Annotated in this window: 14 protein-coding genes and 1 pseudogene; 9 read left to right on the top strand and 6 right to left on the bottom strand. The window is 71.1% G+C overall.

The window, feature by feature from the left end:
- Nucleotide 1: 1 nt before the first annotated feature.
- The 6 genes from AB0368_RS12065 (at nt 2) to serA (ending at nt 9,309) form a co-directional block, all read left to right on the top strand.
- Complete coding sequence (locus AB0368_RS12065) at nt 2–2,407, top strand: bifunctional diguanylate cyclase/phosphodiesterase (RefSeq protein WP_366153862.1); 2,406 nt, start codon at nt 2–4, stop codon at nt 2,405–2,407.
- 165 nt (nt 2,408–2,572) lie between these two features.
- The gene (locus tag AB0368_RS12060; RefSeq protein WP_366153861.1) at nt 2,573–4,390 is read left to right on the top strand and encodes an acetolactate synthase large subunit; all 1,818 of its coding nucleotides are present in this window, start codon (nt 2,573–2,575) and stop codon (nt 4,388–4,390) included.
- The gene (ilvN, locus tag AB0368_RS12055) at nt 4,387–4,905 is read left to right on the top strand and encodes an acetolactate synthase small subunit (protein WP_366153860.1); all 519 of its coding nucleotides are present in this window, start codon (nt 4,387–4,389) and stop codon (nt 4,903–4,905) included. The genes AB0368_RS12060 and ilvN overlap by 4 nt, the downstream gene beginning before the upstream one ends.
- Nucleotides 4,906–4,933: 28 nt before the next feature.
- Nucleotides 4,934–5,947 carry a ketol-acid reductoisomerase gene (gene ilvC / locus AB0368_RS12050; RefSeq protein ID WP_366153859.1) on the top strand — a complete coding sequence of 338 codons (1,014 nt, stop codon included), beginning with the start codon at nt 4,934–4,936 and terminating at the stop codon, nt 5,945–5,947.
- A gap of 176 nt (nt 5,948–6,123) precedes the next feature.
- On the top strand, nt 6,124–7,386 hold the full coding sequence (gene mpgS / locus AB0368_RS12045) for a mannosyl-3-phosphoglycerate synthase (RefSeq protein ID WP_366153858.1): 1,263 nt from the start codon (nt 6,124–6,126) through the stop codon (nt 7,384–7,386).
- A 321-nt stretch (nt 7,387–7,707) separates the two neighbouring features.
- A complete protein-coding gene (serA, locus tag AB0368_RS12040; protein ID WP_366153857.1) occupies nt 7,708–9,309 on the top strand; it encodes a phosphoglycerate dehydrogenase in 1,602 nt (533 codons plus the stop codon).
- 6 nt (nt 9,310–9,315) lie between these two features.
- On the opposite strand, the gene AB0368_RS12035 is transcribed toward serA, so the two are convergent.
- Nucleotides 9,316–9,678 carry a hypothetical protein gene (locus tag AB0368_RS12035; RefSeq protein ID WP_366153856.1) on the bottom strand — a complete coding sequence of 121 codons (363 nt, stop codon included), beginning with the start codon at nt 9,676–9,678 and terminating at the stop codon, nt 9,316–9,318.
- Nucleotides 9,679–10,034: 356 nt separating this feature from the next.
- On the opposite strand from AB0368_RS12035, the gene AB0368_RS12030 reads away from it, so the two are divergent.
- Both AB0368_RS12030 and AB0368_RS12025 read left to right on the top strand, forming a co-directional pair.
- The gene (locus AB0368_RS12030) at nt 10,035–11,069 is read left to right on the top strand and encodes a 3-isopropylmalate dehydrogenase (RefSeq protein ID WP_366153855.1); all 1,035 of its coding nucleotides are present in this window, start codon (nt 10,035–10,037) and stop codon (nt 11,067–11,069) included.
- Between the two features lie 235 nt (nt 11,070–11,304).
- A complete protein-coding gene (locus AB0368_RS12025; RefSeq protein WP_366153854.1) occupies nt 11,305–12,402 on the top strand; it encodes a branched-chain amino acid aminotransferase in 1,098 nt (365 codons plus the stop codon).
- Here AB0368_RS12025 and AB0368_RS12020 read toward each other — a convergent pair.
- Nucleotides 12,399–13,148 (bottom strand): tyrosine-protein phosphatase, encoded by a 750-nt coding sequence (locus AB0368_RS12020; protein WP_366153853.1) that lies wholly within the window; start codon nt 13,146–13,148, stop codon nt 12,399–12,401. The genes AB0368_RS12025 and AB0368_RS12020 overlap by 4 nt on opposite strands.
- A gap of 203 nt (nt 13,149–13,351) precedes the next feature.
- On the opposite strand from AB0368_RS12020, the gene cimA reads away from it, so the two are divergent.
- Complete coding sequence (cimA, locus tag AB0368_RS12015; protein ID WP_366153852.1) at nt 13,352–14,938, top strand: citramalate synthase; 1,587 nt, start codon at nt 13,352–13,354, stop codon at nt 14,936–14,938.
- 24 nt (nt 14,939–14,962) lie between these two features.
- Here cimA and AB0368_RS12010 read toward each other — a convergent pair.
- The 4 genes and pseudogenes from AB0368_RS12010 to AB0368_RS11995 form a co-directional block, all read right to left on the bottom strand.
- Nucleotides 14,963–15,958: pseudogene (locus AB0368_RS12010) on the bottom strand (endonuclease/exonuclease/phosphatase family protein); the annotation flags it as partial.
- A gap of 67 nt (nt 15,959–16,025) precedes the next feature.
- Nucleotides 16,026–17,447, bottom strand: a complete 1,422-nt coding sequence (locus AB0368_RS12005) for a hypothetical protein (protein ID WP_366153851.1) — start codon at nt 17,445–17,447, stop codon at nt 16,026–16,028.
- Nucleotides 17,448–17,569: 122 nt separating this feature from the next.
- Nucleotides 17,570–18,916, bottom strand: a complete 1,347-nt coding sequence (locus tag AB0368_RS12000) for a pitrilysin family protein (protein ID WP_366153850.1) — start codon at nt 18,914–18,916, stop codon at nt 17,570–17,572.
- Nucleotides 18,913–20,226 carry a pitrilysin family protein gene (locus AB0368_RS11995; RefSeq protein WP_366153849.1) on the bottom strand — a complete coding sequence of 438 codons (1,314 nt, stop codon included), beginning with the start codon at nt 20,224–20,226 and terminating at the stop codon, nt 18,913–18,915. Before AB0368_RS11995 ends, AB0368_RS12000 begins: the two co-directional genes overlap by 4 nt.
- Nucleotides 20,227–20,246 lie beyond the last annotated feature (20 nt).

Here is a 20,246-nt window from a genome sequence, read left to right as displayed (position 1 = left end):
AATGATCCGGGTGCGGCAGAGTGTTCCCGTGCACTCACCGTCCGGCGTGGAGCTGGCCGGGCTGGCGAGCCTCGTGGTCGCGGTCCCGGCCGTGGCGTTGCTGGGCAACTCCGGTCGCCGGCACACGGGCGCCGCCCGCCGTGCCCACCTGATCCTGGCCGCGGGGGGTGCCGCGGTCACCGGCGCCGCCCTGGCCGGCCTGCTCAGCGCGCTGTTCGCGCACGACGCGATGGGCGACCACCGCCGGACCCTCGGCCAGGCCGTCGCCGCCGCGATGGCGCTCGGCACGCTGACCCTGCTGGTGGGCACGCTGATGCTGCCCGGCGCCGCGGAGAACCGCCGCGCGGCCCTGCGGCATCTGCTCGACGGCCTCATCATCGCGGCGGCGCTCTGGTTCGTCGGCTGGATCCTCGTCTCCGAGCCGACCCGGATCCTCGGCGACAGCACCCCGATGGGCTGCGTCGCCCTCCTGCTGGGCGCCGGGGTGACCACGGTCGCGTTCGGGCTCACCGCGGTCCTTGCCATGCACGCGCACCGGCCCCGGCAGGTCACGATCCGCGTCGCGGCGGGCGTCAGCCTGGTCTCCGTCGCGGCCACCGGCCTGCCGGACGGCATCTGCCAGGGCCGCCCGGGCTTCGTGCTGCTCAGCGCCGTGCTGCTGCCGGCCGGGCTGTTCGTGGTGGCGCACGCGGTCAAGGTCGCGGACCGGCCGGTCACGGTCGACGGCGACATCATCCAGCGGGGTACGGGCTACGCGTTCGTCCCGATGGCGGCCATGGTCCTCGCCGGCACGTACCACATCCTGGCGGGCGGTGACTTCGCCGCGTTCGGGTTCCTCGGCGCCAGCGTCGAGGGCTTCGCGCTGGTCGGAAGGCAGTACCTCGCCCTGGGCGACGTGCGGAGCTACACGCTGCAGCTGCGCCAGCGCGAGGCGCACTTCCGCGACCTGGCCCACACCGACCCGCTGACCGGGCTGGCCAACCGTCGTGGCCTGGTCCGGGCCCTGCGCGAGCCGGCCGCCCGTGACCGCCCGCGCACCCTGGTCGGGCTCGACCTGGACGGCTTCAAGAACGTCAACGACATGCGCGGTCACGACGTCGGTGACGCGGTCCTGGCCCAGGTCGGCGAGCGGCTGCGCGCCCACCTGCGCGACGGCGACGTCGCGGCGCGCCACGGCGGTGACGAGTTCGCGGTGCTCATGTGGGCCACGCCGGAGGAGGCGATGGCGGCGGGCAAGCGGCTGCTGACCGTGCTCTGCGAGCCGTACGAGACGGAGGACGGCTCGGTCTTCCTCTCGGCGAGCGTCGGCGTCGCCGGTTCCCCGGCCCCGGGGGACACCGGCGAGCTGATGCGCGACGCCGACCTCGCCCTGCGGTACGCGAAGCAGCGGGGAAAAAACCGCGTCGAGCGCTATCAGAAGCGCTACGACGAACTGCTGCGCCGGCACAGCGTGCTGGAGAACGAGCTGCGCCACGCCATCGGCCGGGACCAGCTGCGGCTCGTCTTCCAGCCGGTCGTCGCGCTGCCTTCGGTACGCCCGGTCGGGGCGGAGGCGCTCCTGCGCTGGCGACACCCGGAACTCGGCGCCGTACGCCCCGACGAGTTCATCCCGGTCGCCGAGGAGTCCGGCCTGATCGGCATGCTCGGCTCCTGGGTGCTGGACCAGGCGTGCGCCCAGCTGGCCCGGTGGCTCGCCGGGGGGCACGACGTGTGGGTCTCGGTGAACCTCTCGCCCAAGGAGCTGCACGCCGCCGACTACGCCGGGCAGGTGGCGGCCGTGCTGGACAAGTACGGCGTACCGCCGCAGCGGCTGGTGCTGGAGGTGACCGAGCACGCCGTCGCCACCGACATGGACGAGCTGATCCGGGGGCTGGTCGAGCTGCGGTCGACCGGCGTACGGATCGCGCTGGACGACTTCGGCGCCGGCTACTCCTCGCTGGGGCAGCTGCGGAACCTGCCGGTCGACATCCTGAAGATCGACCACGCCCTGGTGGCCGAGCCGGAGTCCCGCACCGGCACGGCCGCGCCCCTGGTCGACGTGGTGGTCCGGCTCGGGCACCGGCTGGGCCTCGAGGTGCTCGCCGAGGGCATCGGCACCCCCGCCCAGCGCGAGGTGGTCGAGGAGGCCGGATGCCGGCTCGGGCAGGGCTCGCTCTTCGGCTGGGGGGTGCCCGCCGAGCACCTGGAGGCGCAGCTGCGGACCGCGCGGTCGTCCGCGACACGGCCGGTGCCGGTGCCGCGCCGCCGCCCGGCCAAGATCACGCCGAGTGCCCCGGCGCGGAGCCAGATCATCATGCTGGGCCCCGGAATGCGGCAGGTCCGGGCGGTGCTGCCGACCGACCCGGCCTTTTCGGGTGACCAGGATGTGAGATCAGTTGACGCACCACGTGAGATGGGGCAGTCTTAGCCGCATGTGTTCGTCGTTCCTCGTACTTAGTTGAGCGCGCTGCCCCTGATCCTCTGGGCAGTGCGCTAGGTCCCGTGCGAAAGCACGAGGACCTTTTTTGTTGCGCCGGATCTACCGGCTGGTACGGAGATCGACACCCGAACCCGAACGAAGGTCTGAATCGCCATGACGAGACCCACGCCCGAGACCCTCGCCCAACGTGCCACCCCGGCCACCGTCGCGGCCGCCGTAGCCACGGTCTCGCCGACCCCGGTCAGCGGAGCCGGCTCGCTCGTGCGGTCGCTCGAGTCCCTCGGCGTCGAGGTGGCCTTCGGCATCCCCGGCGGGGCGATCCTGCCGGCGTACGACCCCCTCTACGACTCGAAGGTCCGGCACATCCTGGTGCGCCACGAGCAGGGCGCGGGACACGCCGCCACCGGGTACGCCCAGGCCACCGGCAAGGTCGGCGTCTGCATCGCCACCTCCGGCCCGGGCGCGACCAACCTGGTCACGCCCATCGCCGACGCCTACATGGACTCGGTGCCGATCGTGGCCATCACCGGCCAGGTGGCGCGGCCCGCGATCGGCACGGACGCCTTCCAGGAGGCGGACATCCAAGGCATCACGCTGCCGATCACCAAGCACAACTTCCTCATCCAGTCGGCCGACGAGATCCCGCGGATCATGGCGGAGGCCTTCCACCTGGCCTTGACCGGACGCCCCGGCCCGGTCCTCGTCGACATCCCGAAGGACGTGCTGCAGGCGCAGACCTCGTTCTCCTGGCCGCCGACGCTGGACCTGCCCGGCTACCGGCCCACCCTGCACCCGCACGGCAAGCAGATCCGCGAGGCGGCCCGGCTGATCGCCGCGGCCAAGCGCCCGGTCCTGTACGTGGGCGGCGGCGTGCTCAAGGCCGGCGCGACCGACGGGCTGCGCAAGCTCGCCGAGGTGACCGGCATCCCGGTGGTCACCACGCTGATGGCCCTCGGGGCCTTCCCCGACTCGCACCCGCAGCACCTGGGTATGCCCGGCATGCACGGCACGGTTCCCGCCGTGTACGCGCTGCAGAAGTCGGATCTGCTGGTCACCCTGGGCGCCCGCTTCGACGACCGGGTCACCGGCAAGCTCGACTCCTTCGCCCCGGACGCCAAGGTCGTGCACGCCGACATCGACCCGGCCGAGATCGGCAAGAACCGGCACGCCGACGTCCCGATCGTCGGCGACGCGCGGCACGTCATCGACGAGCTGATCGCGGCGGTCTCCGGCACGGCCACCGGCGCCTCGGCGTACGAGCCGTGGTGGGCACAGCTCAACGACCTGCGCCAGCGCTACCCGCTCGGCTACGACGAGCCCACCGACGGCACCCTGGCCCCGCAGTACGTCATCGAGCGGATCGGCGAGCTGGTCGGCTCGGACGCGATCTACGTGGCGGGCGTCGGACAGCACCAGATGTGGGCGTCGCAGTTCATCAAGTACGAGAAGCCCGGCACCTGGCTCAACTCCGGCGGCGCCGGGACCATGGGCTACGCGGTGCCGGCCGCGATGGGCGCGAAGGTCGGCAAGCCCGGCACCCCGGTGTGGGCGATCGACGGCGACGGCTGCTTCCAGATGACCAACCAGGAGCTGGCGACCTGCGCCCTCGAGGGCATCCCGGTGAAGATCGCGGTCATCAACAACGGCAACCTCGGCATGGTCCGGCAGTGGCAGACCCTGTTCTACGAGGGCCGCTACTCCAACACCGAGCTGGGCACCCACAAGCACCGCATCCCCGACTTCGTGAAGCTCGCCGAGGCGCTGGGCTGCGTCGGCATCCGGTGCGAGTCGAAGGACGAGGTGGACGCCACCATCAAGGCCGCCATGGAGATCAACGATCGTCCGGTGGTCATCGACTTCACGGTCGGCAAAGACGCCATGGTCTGGCCCATGGTCGCGGCCGGCACGAGCAACGACGAGATCATGTTCGCCCGGGACGTGCGCCCCACCTTCGACGAGGACGACCTGTGACCAACAAACACACCCTCTCCGTGCTGGTCGAGAACAAGCCCGGCGTGCTCGCGCGGGTCAGCGGCCTCTTCTCGCGGCGCAGCTTCAACATCGACTCGCTGGCGGTGGGCGAGACGGAGAACCCGGACGTCTCCCGCATCACGATCGTGGTCAACGCCGACTCCTCACCCCTGGAGCAGGTGACCAAGCAGCTCAACAAGCTGGTGAACGTCCTGAAGATCGTCGAGCTGGACCCGCAGCAGTCGGTCCAGCGCGAGCTCCTGCTGGTCAAGGTGCGCGCCGACCGTGCGGTGCGCGGGCAGGTGCTCGAGACGGTCGAGCTCTTCAGGGCGAAGGTGATCGACGTCGCCCCGGACACCCTCACGATCGAGGCGACCGGCAACCCCGACAAGCTGGACGCGCTGCTGCGCGACCTCGAGCCGTTCGGCATCAAGGAGATGGTGCAGTCCGGCCTCGTGGCCATCGGCCGCGGCTCTCGTTCCATCACCACCGGCCCGGCGCTGCGCGCCGCCTGACTCTCAGCAGAACTCGAAAGGGAAAGTCATGACCGCGGAAACGTTCTACGACGACGACGCCGACCTGTCCATCATTCAGGGCCGCAAGGTCGCCGTCATCGGGTACGGCAGCCAGGGGCACGCCCACTCGCTGTCGCTGCGCGACTCGGGCGTCGACGTGGTGGTCGGCCTGCAGGAGGGCTCCAAGAGCCGGGCCAAGGCCGAGGAGCAGGGCCTGCGGGTGATGACCCCGGCCGAGGCGTCCGCGTGGGCCGACGTGATCATGGTGCTCGCGCCGGACACCGCGCAGCGCAAGATCTACACCGAGTCGATCGCGCCGAACCTGACCGCCGGCAAGGCGCTCTTCTTCGGGCACGGCCTCAACATCCGCTTCGAGCTGATCAAGCCCCCGGCGGACGTGGACGTCGCGATGGTCGCCCCGAAGGGCCCCGGCCACCTGGTCCGCCGCCAGTACGTGGACGGCAAGGGCGTGCCTGCCCTCATCGCCGTGGAGCAGGACGCCACGGGTGGCGCCCAGGCGCTCGCCCTGTCGTACGCGAAGGCGATCGGCGGCACCCGCGCCGGCGTCATCAAGACGACGTTCAAGGAGGAGACCGAGACCGACCTCTTCGGCGAGCAGGCGGTGCTCTGCGGTGGCACGGCCGCGCTGGTGCAGGCCGGCTTCGAGGTGCTGACCGAGGCCGGGTACGCGCCGGAGATCGCGTACTTCGAGTGCCTGCACGAGCTGAAGCTGATCGTCGACCTCATGTACGAGGGCGGCATCTCGCGGATGCGCTACAGCGTGTCGGACACCGCGGAGTTCGGTGACTACGTCAGCGGCCCGCGGGTGATCAACGCGTCGGTCAAGGAGGAGATGAAGAAGATCCTCTCCGAGATCCAGTCCGGCGAGTTCACCAAGACGCTGATCGCCGACGACGAGGCGGGCGGCCAGCGCCTTCAGCAGTACCGCAAGGAAGGCGCCGAGCACCCGATCGAGGTGACCGGCAAGAAGCTGCGCGACATGATGAGCTGGGTCGACCGGCCGATCACGGAAACCGCCTGATCATTCTGGAGGAACGCCGGATCAGAGGTCTTGTCGGCCTCCTGATCCGGCGTTCTCAGTAATCATTCGACTACCTGAAACGTGGGTGTTACGTCCCGCTTACCTACTCGGCGTCACCGGCGAATTGTGCACGGTTAAGGCGCTTGCGGGTGGTGTCGAACAGGTAGCCTCGCCGCATGCGACTGGCTGATTCTTTCCGGAGTGAGCGCTTCGGCGCGGTCCGGATTCATGAGCTGCAGAGGGTGATCGAGCTCGACTCGGGCGCCGCGCACGACACCGGTCGACCAGCGCTTTCGGCTGGCAGCCGGGTGGTGCCGCCGCAGGCATTGCGCGCAGTCGAGTCGCAAATGGTAATCGTCATCCCCTGCATGAATGAGACACGAAGCGTCATCGAGGGAGTGCTCTCCGGCATTCCGCATGACTGTCTCATTGTGCTGATCTCCAACAGCGACAAGCTTCCGGTGGACCGGTACGAGATCGAGGCGCAAACCCTCGAACAGTTCTGCCGCCTCGCCGGCCGCTCGGCGATCGCCGTCCACCAGAAGGATCCGGGTCTCGCCGCGGCCTTCAAGGCGGCGGGCATGGCGGAACTCATCGGCGACGACGGCCTGGTCCGCAACGGCAAGGGCGAAGCCATGCTGATCGGGATGGCGGTCGCGGCGATAACCGGCCGTCGATACGTCGGCTACGTCGACGCCGACAACTACGTGCCGGGCGCGGTGCACGAATACTGCAAGGCGTACGCGGCGGGCCTGCACCTGGCCGACAGCCCGTACTCGATGGTCCGCATCTCCTGGCACTCCAAGCCGAAGTTCCGCGACGGGCGCCTCTTCTTCAGCCGCAAGGGCCGCAGCTCGCAGATCACCAACGAATGGCTCAACCGCTTCCTCGCCGAGTACTCGGGCTTCGGCACCGAGGTCATCGCGACGGGCAACGCCGGCGAGCACGCCATGAGCCTCGAGCTCGGGCTGAAGCTGCGCCTCGCGGGCGGCTTCGCCGTCGAACCGTACGAGTACCTGGACATGTTCGAGCAGTTCGGCGGCGTCCTCGAGAGCACCGACCCCGACGTGATGGCCGGCTCGGTGCCGGTGCTGCAGATCGAGACCCGCAACCCGCACTTCCACGACAACAAGGGCGAGGAACACGTGCAGGGCATGCGCATGCAGGCGCTGAACGTGGTCTACCACTCGCCCGTGACGCTGCCGGCGGTCCGCCAGGCCATCATCGAGTTCATGGTGGCGGAGGGCGCGCTGGAGGTGGGGCAGCAGCCGCCGCGGGAGCGCGTCTATCCGCCGGTGGGAAGCCTGGACCTCGAGCTGCTGTACGACGGGCTGGACGCGGAGGCGCAGACGTTCCGCCAGTTCGACGGGCGGGCGTCGGCGGGGCTGCCGCCGGTCCCCCCGATCGCCCGGGGGTCCATTCCGCACGCCCGGGTCTGAGGCCGGCTCGCAGCCCGGTCAGACTGCGCTGTCAGGCGAGCCCGGTGCCGGGGGCTGGACCTGATACTGCTGGCTGTATTGCGGGCCGGGCCACGGTGAACCCTGGTCAGGCCGCCGACGATCATCGGGCCGACGGTGGTGCCGTTGCGGGCGAAGGACCATGCCGTGGCCGCGGTCAGGACGGCCGCGATTTGCGTGGGAGGTTGCGGTCGGGTCCGACATCGGGAGGCCGGCCGGGGACCGTTGCATATGTGTGACGCCGGTCACGCCGATGTGGCGGGGACGGGCATACGATCGCGGCAGCCTGCGAGATGGAGACGCATGACTCCCGTTGTACTGATCGCTGAGGAACTCGCCCCCGCCGCTCTCGACGTGCTCGCTCACGACTTCGACGTGCGCCGAGTGGACGGCACCGACCGGGCGGCTCTGCTCGCCGGGCTGGCCGACGCCGACGCGGTCATCGTGCGCAGCGCGACGCAGGTCGACGCCGAGGCCATCGCCGCCGCGCCCCGGCTCAAGGTCGTCGCTCGGGCCGGGGTCGGGCTGGACAACGTCGACGTGCCCGCCGCCACGGCGCGCGGTGTCATGGTGGTCAACGCGCCGACTTCCAACATCGTGTCGGCCGCGGAGCAGGCGATCGCCCTGCTGCTGGCCGTGGCCCGCAACACCGCCAGCGCCAGCACGGCGCTGAAGGCGGGGGAGTGGAAGCGCGCCAAGTACACCGGGGTGGAGCTGCAGGGCAAGACGGTCGGCGTGGTCGGGCTGGGCCGCATCGGTGTGCTGTTCGCGCAGCGCATGGCCGCCTTCGGGACCCGGTTGATCGCCTATGACCCGTACATCCAGCCGGCCCGGGCCGCGCAGCTGGGCGTGCGGTTGGTCGGGCTCGACGAGCTGCTGCGGGAGAGCGACTTCATCTCGGTGCACTTGCCGCGTACCCCCGAGACCCTGGGTTTGATCGGGGAGAAGGAGCTGGCGACCGTCAAGCCGGGCGTCCGCATCGTCAACGCCGCCCGCGGGGGTCTGGTCGACGAACGGGCTCTGGCCGACGCGCTGGCGGAGGGCCGCGTGGCCGGCGCCGGGCTGGACGTCTACACCACCGAGCCGATCACGTCGTCGCCACTGTTCGCGTTCGACACCGTGGTGGCGACGCCGCACCTGGGCGCGTCCACGGTGGAGGCGCAGGACAAGGCCGGCCTGTCGGTGGCGCGCAGCGTCAAGCTCGCGTTGCAGGGGGAGTTCGTGCCCGACGCCGTCAACGTGCAGGCCGGCGGCGTCGTGGACGAGGACGTGCGGCCCCTGCTGCCGCTTGCGGAACGGCTCGGCAAGGTCTTCACCGCGGTGGCGAGCGGCATCGCGGCGAGCGTGACCGTGGAGGTGCGCGGCGAGATCGCGTCGCACGACGTCACGGTGCTCAAGCTGGCCGCGACCAAGGGGCTCTTCACGTCGGTCGTCGAGGAGCAGGTCACCTACGTCAACGCCCCGCAGCTCGCGGGGGACCGCGGCGTCGAGGTCGAGCTGGCGGTCTTCGACGAGGACTCGGACCATCACAACCTCGTCACGGTACGGGGAGCGCTCCCGGACGGCCGCCGGGTGACCGTCACGGGCGCGGTCCACGCCGCCGGCGGCCGGGAGTCCCGGAAGCTGACCCAGATCGACGAGTTCGACCTGGAGCTCGACGCCGAGGGTGTGCTGCTCTTCTTCCGCTACGCCGACCGGCCCGGCATCGTCGGCGCCATCGGCTCGATCCTGGGCGAGGCCGGCGTGAACATCGCGGCCATGCAGGTGGCCCGCCGCGAGGCCGGCGGCGAGGCGCTGATGGCGCTGACCGTCGACTCGTCCGTGGACGCGGAGCTGCTGTCCACGGTGGCTACGGCGATCGGTGCGACCAAGGGCAGCATCGCCGACCTGCGCGACGAGGACTGACGCCGGTCAGCGAGCCTTCACCGGCGGCGGGTAGACGGTGCCGTCCTGGAGGTCGAGCAGGTCGAGGTTGAGCTCGCCGGCGAGTCGTTCGATCGTCTCGAGGACCTCGTCGGGGCAGCCCTCGTCCAGGCGCATCTGGATGTGGTCCGCGGCGGCGTGCAGCGGGGCGGCCGCCCAGGGGGACCCGTCCACCGCCGCCCGCGGTCCGCGATCCGGGTAGGTGCTGGTCAGGGCGTCATAGAAGGCGACGACGCGGGGGTCGGCGGGGCGTTGCGGGTGCTCGCCGCGCGCACACCGCTCGTTGGCGGCACGCACGTCGTCCGGCATGTCCGCGTTGTCCATGGCCCACACCACGAGGTCGAAACTCACCGGCGCATGGTGCCATACCTGTGGGCGTTCGATCCCATTGTCGCGGCGACACGCGGGGGATGCGTCTTGCGCGACATTAGTCCGCATCGCTAGCGTTGGTCCTTGCCGCGCGGGCACTGCGGGCGTGTCTTCGGGTGACATTTCCGTGGCCGTTCCGTGCGGTTGTGCACCCCGGCGGGCGCGAGCCACGCGTTTTCGTCGTGACAGCCCCCGCGATCGTTGCCGCGATCCGCGGGGGTTGTTCGCGTCCGGGGCCCGCATCCACAGTCGCGTCCATCCACAGTCTGGGACCCACGTACCGGAGATCGGGACGCCCGGTTAGGCTCGTCCAGGTCGGACCGATCGAGGGAGTGGACGTGACGGTGGCGCGGATCGCGGTGGTGGCCGGCGACGGCATCGGAACCGAGGTGACCGCGCAGGCCCGCAAGGTGATCGAGGCCGTCCTTCCCGGCGCCGAATACCAGGAGTACGACCTGGGCGCCCGGCTCTACAACCGCACCGGCGAGATCCTCCCCCAGTCGGTCGAGGACGAGCTCGCCCGCCACGACGCCATCCTGCTCGGTGCCATCGGCGACCCCAGCGTCCCGCCGGGCGTTCTCGAGCGGGGACTGCTGCTCAAGCTCCGCTTCGACTTCGACCAGTACGTCAACCTGCGCCCCTCGCGGCTGTGGCCCGGCACCACCAGCCCGCTCGCCGGCCTCAAGCCCGGCGAGATCGACATGGTCGTCGTCCGCGAGGGCACCGAGGGCCTGTACGTCGGCGCCGGCGGTGTCCTGCACAAGGACACCCCCGCCGAGATCGCCACCGAGGAGAGCCTCAACACCCGGCACGGCGTCGAGCGGGTCGTGCGGGACGCCTTCGCGCGGGCGCAGCGCCGGGAGCGCCGCCACCTGACCCTGGTGCACAAGACCAACGTGCTCACCCACGCCGGTGGCCTGTGGGTCCGCACCTTCCAGGCCGTGGCCGCGGAATTCCCCGACGTCGCGACCGAATACCAGCACGTCGACGCCGCGAGCATGTTCATGGTGAGCAACCCGCAGCGCTACGACGTCATCGTGACCGACAACCTCTTCGGTGACATCCTCACCGACATCGCCGCTGCCGTCACCGGGGGCATCGGCATGGCCGCCAGCGGCTCCGTCAACCCGGAGCGCGCATACCCGTCGACGTTCGAGCCGGTGCACGGTTCCGCGCCCGACATCGCCGGCCAGGGCATCGCCGACCCGGCTGCCGCCATCCTCTCCGCCGCCCTGCTGCTCGAGCACCTCGGGCACGCCGACGAGGCCCGGCGAGTATCCGAGGCGGTCGCGGCCGAGGTCGCCTCCCGCACGCCGGGGGCCCCGCTGCGCACCGCCGAGGTCGGGGACCGGGTCGCCGCCGCGCTCGCCTGATCCTGGTACGAGCGTCGGCGGTCAGGGCCGCCGATTGGCGACAAAAGCGCGAATCCCAGCATGATTCCATCGCGGTGCGCTCGGCGCACCGGTGAATGACGGACCCTGCCCCGGGGCCGGTCGCCCTCATGGTGGTCGGCATTAACGGTCGTTCGGGGTAAGTTCATGGAGCGCTGCGGGTGCTCCGTCATGCTCACATCCTTTCTTCTTCGCGAGAGAAAGCAGGTCAACTCCCATGAGTGGTGGTGACAACCTCGACTTCGAGATCCGTCCGAACCCGGCGCCCGTAAGCGACGCGGACCGCACGACGTTGCTGGCCAACCCGGGCTTCGGGCGCATCTTCACCGATCACATGGTCACCGTCCGGTACGCGGAGGGCAAAGGGTGGTACGAGCCCCGCGTCGAGGCACGCGCGCCGATCCCGATGGACCCGGCGTCGGCCGTGCTGCACTACGCGCAGGAGATCTTCGAGGGGCTGAAGGCGTACACGACGCCCGACGGCGGCGTCGCGATGTTCCGCCCGGATGCCAACGCCGCGCGGTTCGCCCAGTCGGCCCAGCGCATGGCGATGCCCGCGCTGCCGCAGGCGATGTTCCTCGAGTCGCTGCGCCAGATGATCACGATCGACCGGAAGTGGATCCCGGAGAGCGACGAGGGCAGCCTCTACCTGCGCCCGTTCGCGTACGCGAGTGAGGTCTTCCTCGGTGTGCGCCCGGCGATGGAATACCTCTACCTGGTCATCGCGTCGCCGGTCGGCGCCTACTTCAGCGGCGGCGTCAAGCCGGTGACGGTGTGGGTGACCCCCGACTACACCCGGGCCGCTCCCGGTGGCACCGGCGCGGCGAAGTGCGGCGGCAACTATGCGGCCGGGCTGTCGGCGCAGGCGGAGGCGATCGAGCAAGGCTGCGACCAGGTCGTCTACCTGGACGCGGTGGAGCGCAAGTACGTCGACGAGCTCGGCGGCATGAACGTCATCTTCGTCATGGACGACGGTTCGCTGGTGACCCCGCCGCTGAGCGGCACGATCCTGCCGGGCATCACCCGCGACTCGATCCTGAAGCTGGCCCAGCGGGCCGGCCGCCGGGTGGAGGAGCGTCCGGTGAGCATCGACGAGTGGCGCGAGGGTGCCGCCTCCGGCCGCATCCGGGAGGCGTTCGCCTGCGGCACCGCCGCGGTGATCACCCCGATCGGCACCGTCCGCTCGCCGGAGGGCGAGTTCGCGGTCGCCGACGGCGGCCCGGGCGAGGTCACGATGGGTCTGCGCCAGCAGCTGTCCGACATCCAGCGCGGCCGTGCCGAGGATCCGTTCGGCTGGGTCCACCGGGTGTTCTAGGACGCGGGCGTGAGCAGGTGGTCGCGCAGCGCGGCCATCTGCTCGGCGCTGATGCCCATCTCGCGCGCGTACTTCTCCACCGAGCCGTACCGGTCCCGCAGGTCGCCCAGGAACATCAGCATGGCGTCCCTCGGGCAGTCGAACATGTGGTACTTGTCCTGCACCATGTCGGGCCGGGTCCGCGACAGGTACTCGGTCAGGGACGCCATCGCGACCTCGGTGAGCGCGTAGTCCTCCGCGATGTCGGCGTCCGAGACACCCAGCAGTGCCAGGGTGAGCGCGCAGACGACACCCGTACGGTCCTTGCCCGCCATGCAGTGCACGACCACCGGCGCCGCACCGGGGTCGGCGATGAGGGTGAGGGCCGCGGCGAGCCCCTCCTGGCCGTCCTCGAGGAAGTTGAGATAGCGGTCGGCCAGCCAGCGGTCGTGCGAGGTGCCCTCGGGCTCCGGCACCGTGTCCCAGTCGACGTGGTGCAGCACGGGGTTGTGGTACGCCAGCCCGTCGGACTCCGGCACCCGGCCGTGCTCCTCGATCTCGAAGAGCCGGCGCAGGTCGATGACGGTACGGACGCCGAGCTCGCCGAACGTCACCAGATCGTCGCCCTTGAGCCGGTGCAGCGAGTCGGAGCGGAACAGGCGCCGCCAGCGGACCGTTCTGCCGTCGAGGCCGGCGTACCCGCCGACGTCGCGGAAGTTGTAGCTGGACGAGAAGGACAGGTTCCGGGGGTACGCATCGACTGCCACCCCTCCAACCTAACCTGTCCCGGAGTCTGGACTTCTGTCCCATGAACGCACGGTGAGTGGCATGCTCTCCTACGTGACCCGACTTTTCGTGCTCATTATTGGCACCTAGCGCGCCGGCCCCCCACCGTCGACGCGCAGACCTCCCGCATCCGCCGGGGGGTCTTTTTGTTGGGTCGTCAGGTCTCGCCCGAAAGGAAATCCCCATGACCTACCAGGTGTTCGACACGACGCTGCGCGACGGCGGGCAGCGCGAGGGCATCAGCTACTCGGTCGTCGACAAGCTCGCCGTGGCGCGGCTGCTGGACGAGTTCGGGGTCGGCTTCATCGAGGGTGGCTGGCCCGGCGCCATGCCGAAGGACACGGAGTTCTTCCGGCGGGCGAAGACGGAGCTGGACCTGAAGCACGCCGTCCTGGTCGCCTTCGGAGCCACCCGCAAGGCCGGCGTGGACGTGGCCGGCGACGCCCAGGTGCAGGCGCTGCTCGACGCCGAGACCCCGGTGGTCTGCGTCGTCGCCAAGTCCGACATCCGGCACGTGGAACGGGCCCTGCGCACGACCGGCGACGAGAACCTGGCGATGGTCCGCGACACGGTCCTCCACCTGGTTGCGAACGGGCGCCGCGCGTTCGTGGACTGCGAGCATTTCTTCGACGGCTTCCGCCACGACCCCGACTACACCGCCTCCGTGGTGCGCGCGGCCTTCGACGCCGGCGCCGAGCGCGTGATCATGTGCGACACCAACGGCGGCATGCTTCCCTCGATGATCACCGCGGCGATCAACGACGTCGTGGCGCGCACCGGGGTGAGCCCCGACCGGCTCGGCATCCACTGCCAGAACGACACGTCCTGCGCGGTGGCGAACACCATCGCCGCCGTCGAGGCGGGCGTCCAGCACTTCCAGTGCACGGCCAACGGCTACGGCGAGCGGCCCGGCAACGCCGACCTCTTCGCCGTCGTCAGCAACCTGCAACTCAAGCTCGGGCTGAAGGTCCTACCGGACGGCTGCCTCGAGAAGGCGACGCGGGTGTCGACCGCGCTCGCCGAGATCGCCAACATCGCCCCCGACACCCACCAGGCCTACGTCGGGGCCGCGGCATTCGCCCACAAGGCGGGGCTGCACGCGAGCGCGATCAAAGTGGATCCGCTGCTCTACAACCACGTCGACCCGGCGGTTGTGGGCAACGACATGCGGATCCTGGTGACGGAGATGGCCGGCCGGGCCAGCATCGAGCTCAAGAGCCGTGAGCTCGGACTGGACCTGGCCGGCCACCCGGACACCCTCACCGAGGTGACCCGGAAGGTCAAGGACCTCGAGGCCGGCGGCTGGTCCTTCGAAGCCGCCGACGCCTCCTTCGAACTCCTGGTCCGCGACGCCCTGCCGGGCGCGGCCCTGGCCCGGCCGTTCACCCTGGAGTCCTACCGGGTGCAGGTCGAGCATCGCGAGGACGGCGCGGTCGTGTCGGAAGCCACCGTCAAAGTCCGGGTACGCGGAGAGCGAGTGATCGCCACCGCGGAGGGCAACGGCCCGGTCAACGCCCTCGACGAAGCCCTGCGCACGGCGCTGTCCAAGCACTACCCGGAACTCGAGACCTTCGAGCTCGCCGACTACAAGGTCCGCATCCTGGAGGGCTCGCACGGCACGAACGCCATCACGCGCGTACTGGTGGAGACCAGCGACGGCAACCGCGAGTGGACGACCGTCGGGGTGCACGAGAACGTGGTCGAGGCGAGCTGGAAGGCGCTCACCGACGCACTGACGTACGGGCTGTCCCGCACGGCCGCCCGCACCTGAGAGTTGCTCCGGGCCGGGGCGCCAGGCCGCCGGGAGGACGACCTCCGCGATGATCGAGCGGTGGTCGCTGCCCCGGATGCCGTGCACGGCCGCGGCCCCGACCCCGAGGCGCTCGTCCACCAGGACGTGGTCGATGGTGACCGGCGGGATCGGGTCGCCGTCGTACGGGCCCCACGTGCCGATCAGGCCCTTGCCCGTGGCGTCCGCGGCGTCCCGGTAGCCCTTGGCGATCAGCGAGCGCAGGGGCTGATGGTCGAGGGTCGAGTTGAAGTCGCCCAGCAGGATGCGCGGCGGCCCGGCGTGGTCCGGGCGTGGCTGGGCTTCGAGGTCCGTGCGCCAGCCGTCCAGGGCCGATCGGGCGGCCGGCGCCAGCGGGTGGGCGGATTCGACGACGAGCTTGGTGGCCCCGGGCGGCTGGATCGTGCCGTACGCCTGGTGGAAGCCGCCGGCGTTGTCGCGGGTGCCGGGGTCGGTGATCGGGAAGCGGGAGTAGAGGCCCGATCCGCCGGCGCCGTACTCGGGGCTCAGCGAGGAGTAGGGGAGCAGGTCGCCCAGGCCCGCCTCGGCGAGCCGGGTCTGCGCGGCCGGGCTGAATTCCTGGAGCGCCAGGACCGACACCGCCTGGGATCGGACCAGATCGACGATCTCGGCCGGGTCGGCGTTGCCGAAGAGCATGTTCGAGGTCATGACGTGCAGGCGTACGCCGTCCTGCGGGCCCCGGTCGCTGTCGGTGATCGCGCGCGGGAGGACCGTGACGGCGAAGATGGCGAGCGTGACCACCGCGACTGCGCCGGCCAGCCAGCGGCGGGTGGCGAGCGCCGCGATCACCGGTACGACGGACCATGCGGCGACGTACGGCGTGAAGGCGAAGAACTGCACGAACAGACCGCGCTCCCAGCCGCCCAGCCGCGCCACCGCCCACGCCGTGCCGGGCAGCACCAGCAGCCAGAGCAGCACCGTCCAGGCGGCCCGTCGGGCCCGGACCGGCTTCGCCACGGGCGCGGGGGTCGTGATCGTCATGCGCGCGACGGTATCCGGCGGCGGCCACCCGTACCGAATGATCAGGGCTCAGGTCACATCCGGGCCGTCATTGGTACGGGTTGAAGTTCTGTCCCGCCATCAGGAACCACGCCGTGGTGCCGACGTGCTGGAGTCCGAAATAGCCGAAACCGAAGCCCGTCTCGAACGCGCCGGTGGCCGCCACGATGCCGGAGGCGGCGGGGAGCGGGGTGCCGGTCCACGTGCCGCCCTCGGCCGGGCTGGCGAGCAGGCCGCCGCGCGGGTCCGCGGTCAGGCCGACGGTCTGCCCGGCGCCGAGCGACTCCTGGGCCGTCACGGTCGCCCGGAGGAGCTGGCGGGCTTGCGCGGCATCGCCGGGGCCACCGCGCTTGAGCAGGGCGAGCGCGGCGTGACCGGTGCCCTCGAGCCATACCGCCCCCGGGTTGCTGGCCTGGGCGCTGCCGGTGACCGTACCCGTGAGCACTTTGGCCTGGCTGCTGTAGGTCAGGCCGGACACCCGGCCGTCGGTGTTGCCCAGGTGCCGGACGGCCCAGTCGACCGACTCGTCGAAGCGGTGGTCGCCGAGGCCGAGGAAACCCCAGCTCTGGGCGTCCTCGGGGACGTTGCCGACGTTGATCTCGTTGGGGTCCTCGCTGGTGGTGCCGGTCCAGAAGTGCCGGCCCGCGGGGTTCCACATCTCGCGGACGAAGGCGGCGGCGAGCGCCGCACGGGTCGTCCAGCGCCGTTCCCGGGTCAGGTTGGCGAGCAGCGTGAAGAGGGCGTACGCGTCGATGTTGTGCTCCGTCGACGCCCAGCGCTGCGGCGTCCGGCCGTCCTCCTGGAAGCCGCCGTGGTAGCCGCCGTACCGGTAGGGCGACTGCCGGCCGGCGATCCAGAGGCCGAGGGCGACGGCGCCGTCGAGGTACTTGCGGATGCGCGTGTCCGCGTAGAGCTGCGCCAGCGCCAGCCCCACCCAGGCCATGTCGCCCGTCGACGAGCCGCCGAAGCCGAACGGCCAGAGGAACGCGGCCTTGCCGTCCTCGCGCTTCAGGCCCGGGAACATCGGGCCGCCGCCGTAGAACTGCATCGGCCCGGCCGCGTATGCCTGCCGCACCCGGCCGTCGCTGTACGTCTCGTCGTTGGCCTGAGCCCACAGCAGCGCGTCACCGATGAGCCGGGCCCGCCGCACGTTCGCGACGGTCGGGTTGGCGAGGTAGGCCAGGATCGCGAGCGCGTTGTCGTAGACGAACGCGGTCGTCAGCAGTTCGCTCTCGTTGTTGTAGCTCTGGAGCAGCCGCGGCTCGCCGCCCTTGACGTAGGCGTCCTGCACGACGTCGAGGTAGTGGTAGGCGCGGCCGACCGGCTCGGCGAGCGACCGGTCGACGAGGTGCCGCGGCGCGCAGGTCCCGGCGGCGGGGTCCGGCGCGGGCACGGGTGCGTCCGCCGGCGGCCGGGGGAGCGGGCGGCGGCGGGTGAACGATGCGGACGACGCCGTCAGGTTTGTGGGCATGTCAGGGTCCCAACGTTCGCGGGAGCGCTCTCAGAGAGGCTCGGGGTCATTGAAACTCCCTGGAACACGCCCTGGCAATACTCGAGCCGCCGTCGATCATGGCGGCGGCCCGACATCGTACGTCAGAAATCCGCCGCCAGGACCTCGCCGATCTTGACGGCCGTCAGCTCGTCGCGGATGAGCGCTCCGTCCCCCTCGACCACCAGGGTGAGCCCGTCCGGATGCAGGTACTTCGCCGCCGCCGCGGACACCTCCTCGACCGTCGCGTCCAGCAGGCGCTGCCGCAGCGTCACGTAGTAGTCGTCCGGCAGGCCGTGCACGACCAGGTTGGCGAGCGCGCCGGCGATCGAGCCCGGCGTCTGCATGTCGACGGAGAGCGACCCGGCCCGCCACGTACGCGCGACCGCCAGCTCCTCCTCGGTGACCCCGTCGAGCCGGGTCCGGGCGATCTCGCCGACGGTGTCCGCCAGCGCCGGCGCCGTCACCGCGGTCTGCACCGACGAGCTGACCCCGAAGCGGCCGAACCGGCGGGTCATCGCGAAGTCCGCGCGGATGCCGTACGTGTAGCCCTTCACCTCCCGGATGAGGTGGTTGAGCCGGGATGTGAACGCCCCGCCCAGCACCGTTCCCATCAGCGTGATCGGCACGTAGTCCGGATGCGCCCGCTCCGGGGCCCGGTGCCCGAGGCGCAGCGTCGACTGCACCGAGCCGGGCCGGTCGACGAGCAGCACCCGCCGGCTCGCCGCGATCGGTACGTCCAGCGGACCCTCGGCGGCCACCGGCGCGCCGGACGTGCCGGCGAACGCCGCCGCGCCCAGCTCCGCCAGGTCGAGCCGGTCCAGGTCGCCGGCGACCAGCAGCACGCCGGGACGCGTCAGCCAAGCGGAGTGGAACGCCTGCACGTCCTCGACCGTGACCGCCGCCATCGACGCCGGGTCGCCGTGCAGGGGCCGGCCGTACCGCTCGGCCGCGCCGAACAGGTCGGCGCGCAGCGCCGCGTCCGCCCGCGGTCCCGGCTGCGCCCAGTCCATGCGCAGGCCGGTCGCCTCGTCGTCGCGGACGCGGGTGACGTCGGCCGGGTCGAGACGAGGTGTGCGGACCGCCTCCGCCATGAGGGCCACCGCCCGCGACAGCAGATCCGCCGGCACGGAGACGCCGGACCGGAAGGAGTCCCAGTCGACCGAGGTGGTGAGCTCCGCCCCGAGTCCCTCCAGGGCCAGCGCGTACGCCGCCGAGTCGCGGGTCCGGGTGCCCTCCTCCAGGCACTTCGCGAGGACGGCGGCCGTACCCTCGCGGCTCGCGGTCTCCTTCGCCGCGCCCGCGTCGAGCAGCAACGACGCGGTCGCCAGGAGCTGGCCCGGCATGTGCGCGGCGACGACCTCGCCGCCCGCCACCGAGGTGCGGTGGATCGCCGGGAACGAATACGGGCGGGCGTCGCCCGGGTCGGGCCGGGTCGCGACGAGGCTCATACTTCGGTCCCTTCCGGGAGGTAGACGAGGGTCACCCGGGACTCCGGGTTCAGCGTGCGGGCGGCCTCGGCGATGTCGCCCGCGGTCACGGCCTGCCACTGCGGCAGCCGGTACGCGGCACTCGACGCGTCGCCGAACTGGGTCGCGTACCGGCCCAGGGTGTCCGCCCGGCCGCCGACGGTGGACAGTTGCCGCCACCACGCGGTGGTGAGCAGCGCCTTGGCCCGTTCCAGCTCGGCTTCGGTCACCGGCTCGGTGGCCATGCTCATCAGCACCTCTGCCACGCCCGCTTCGAGGGTCGCGGCGTCCACCCCGTCCTTCGCGGTCGCCGTCACGATCAGCGGTGCCGGCGCGTGGGCCAGGTCGACGCCGTACGCGCCGATGTAGTCCGGCTGCGCGATCCGGGCACCGTCGGCCAGCCGCTGGTAGAGGCGGCTGCCCCGGCCGCTGCCCAGGACGGTGGCGAGCACGGTGATCGCGTCGTACCCGGCCGTACCGAAGGCATGCGTACGGTGCGACAGGTACACCCGCGGCGCCGGAACAGTGCCGGTGACCGTCTCGCGCACCGGCGACGTGGCCGGGCCGGCAATGTGCCCGTGCCGCGCCGCCGGGATGTCCGGGACCGGCTCGATCATCCCGAAGTACTTGTCCGCGAGGGCGAGGACCTCGGCCGGCGTGACGTCCCCGGCCACGGTCAGCACGGCGTTGTTCGGGGCGTAGTACTGCGCGTGGAACGCCTGGAACGTCTCCAGGCTCGCCGCGTTCAGGTCCTCCATGGACCCGATGGTCGCGTGGTGGTACGGGTGCCCCGCCGGGTACAGCAACGGCAGAAGGCGCAGCCACGCGTCGCCGTACGGCACGTTCTCGTACCGTTGGCGCCGCTCGTTCTTCACCACCTCGCGCTGGTTGTCCAGGGTTTCCTGGGTGAGCGCGGGGACCAGGCCGCCCATCCGGTCCGCCTCCAGCCAGAGCGCGAGCTCGAGGTGCTCGGCCGGCAGCGTCTCGAAGTAGTTGGTGCGGTCGGGATTGGTGGTGGCGTTCAGCGAACCACCGGCGCCCTGCACGTACCGCATGTGCTCGGTCTTGCCGACGTGCGCCGAACCCTCGAACATCAGGTGCTCGAAGAGGTGGGCGAAGCCGGTCTGGCCGGCCGGCTCGTGCCGTGAGCCGACGTCGTACCAGAGGTTCACGCACACCACGGGCGCGGTGTGGTCCTCGCTGACGACGATGCGCAAGCCGTTGTCCAGGCGAGCGGTTTCGATGGGCCACGGATAGCCGGTCTCGGCGACCGGAGCGGGCTGAGCGGACACGCAACCTCCCTGTATCGGGT

The sequence above is a fragment of the Actinoplanes sp. NPDC051475 genome, assembly GCF_040689425.1.
Lineage (GTDB): Bacteria > Actinomycetota > Actinomycetes > Mycobacteriales > Micromonosporaceae > Actinoplanes.
This window is presented reverse-complemented; position numbering and strand designations above follow the sequence as displayed.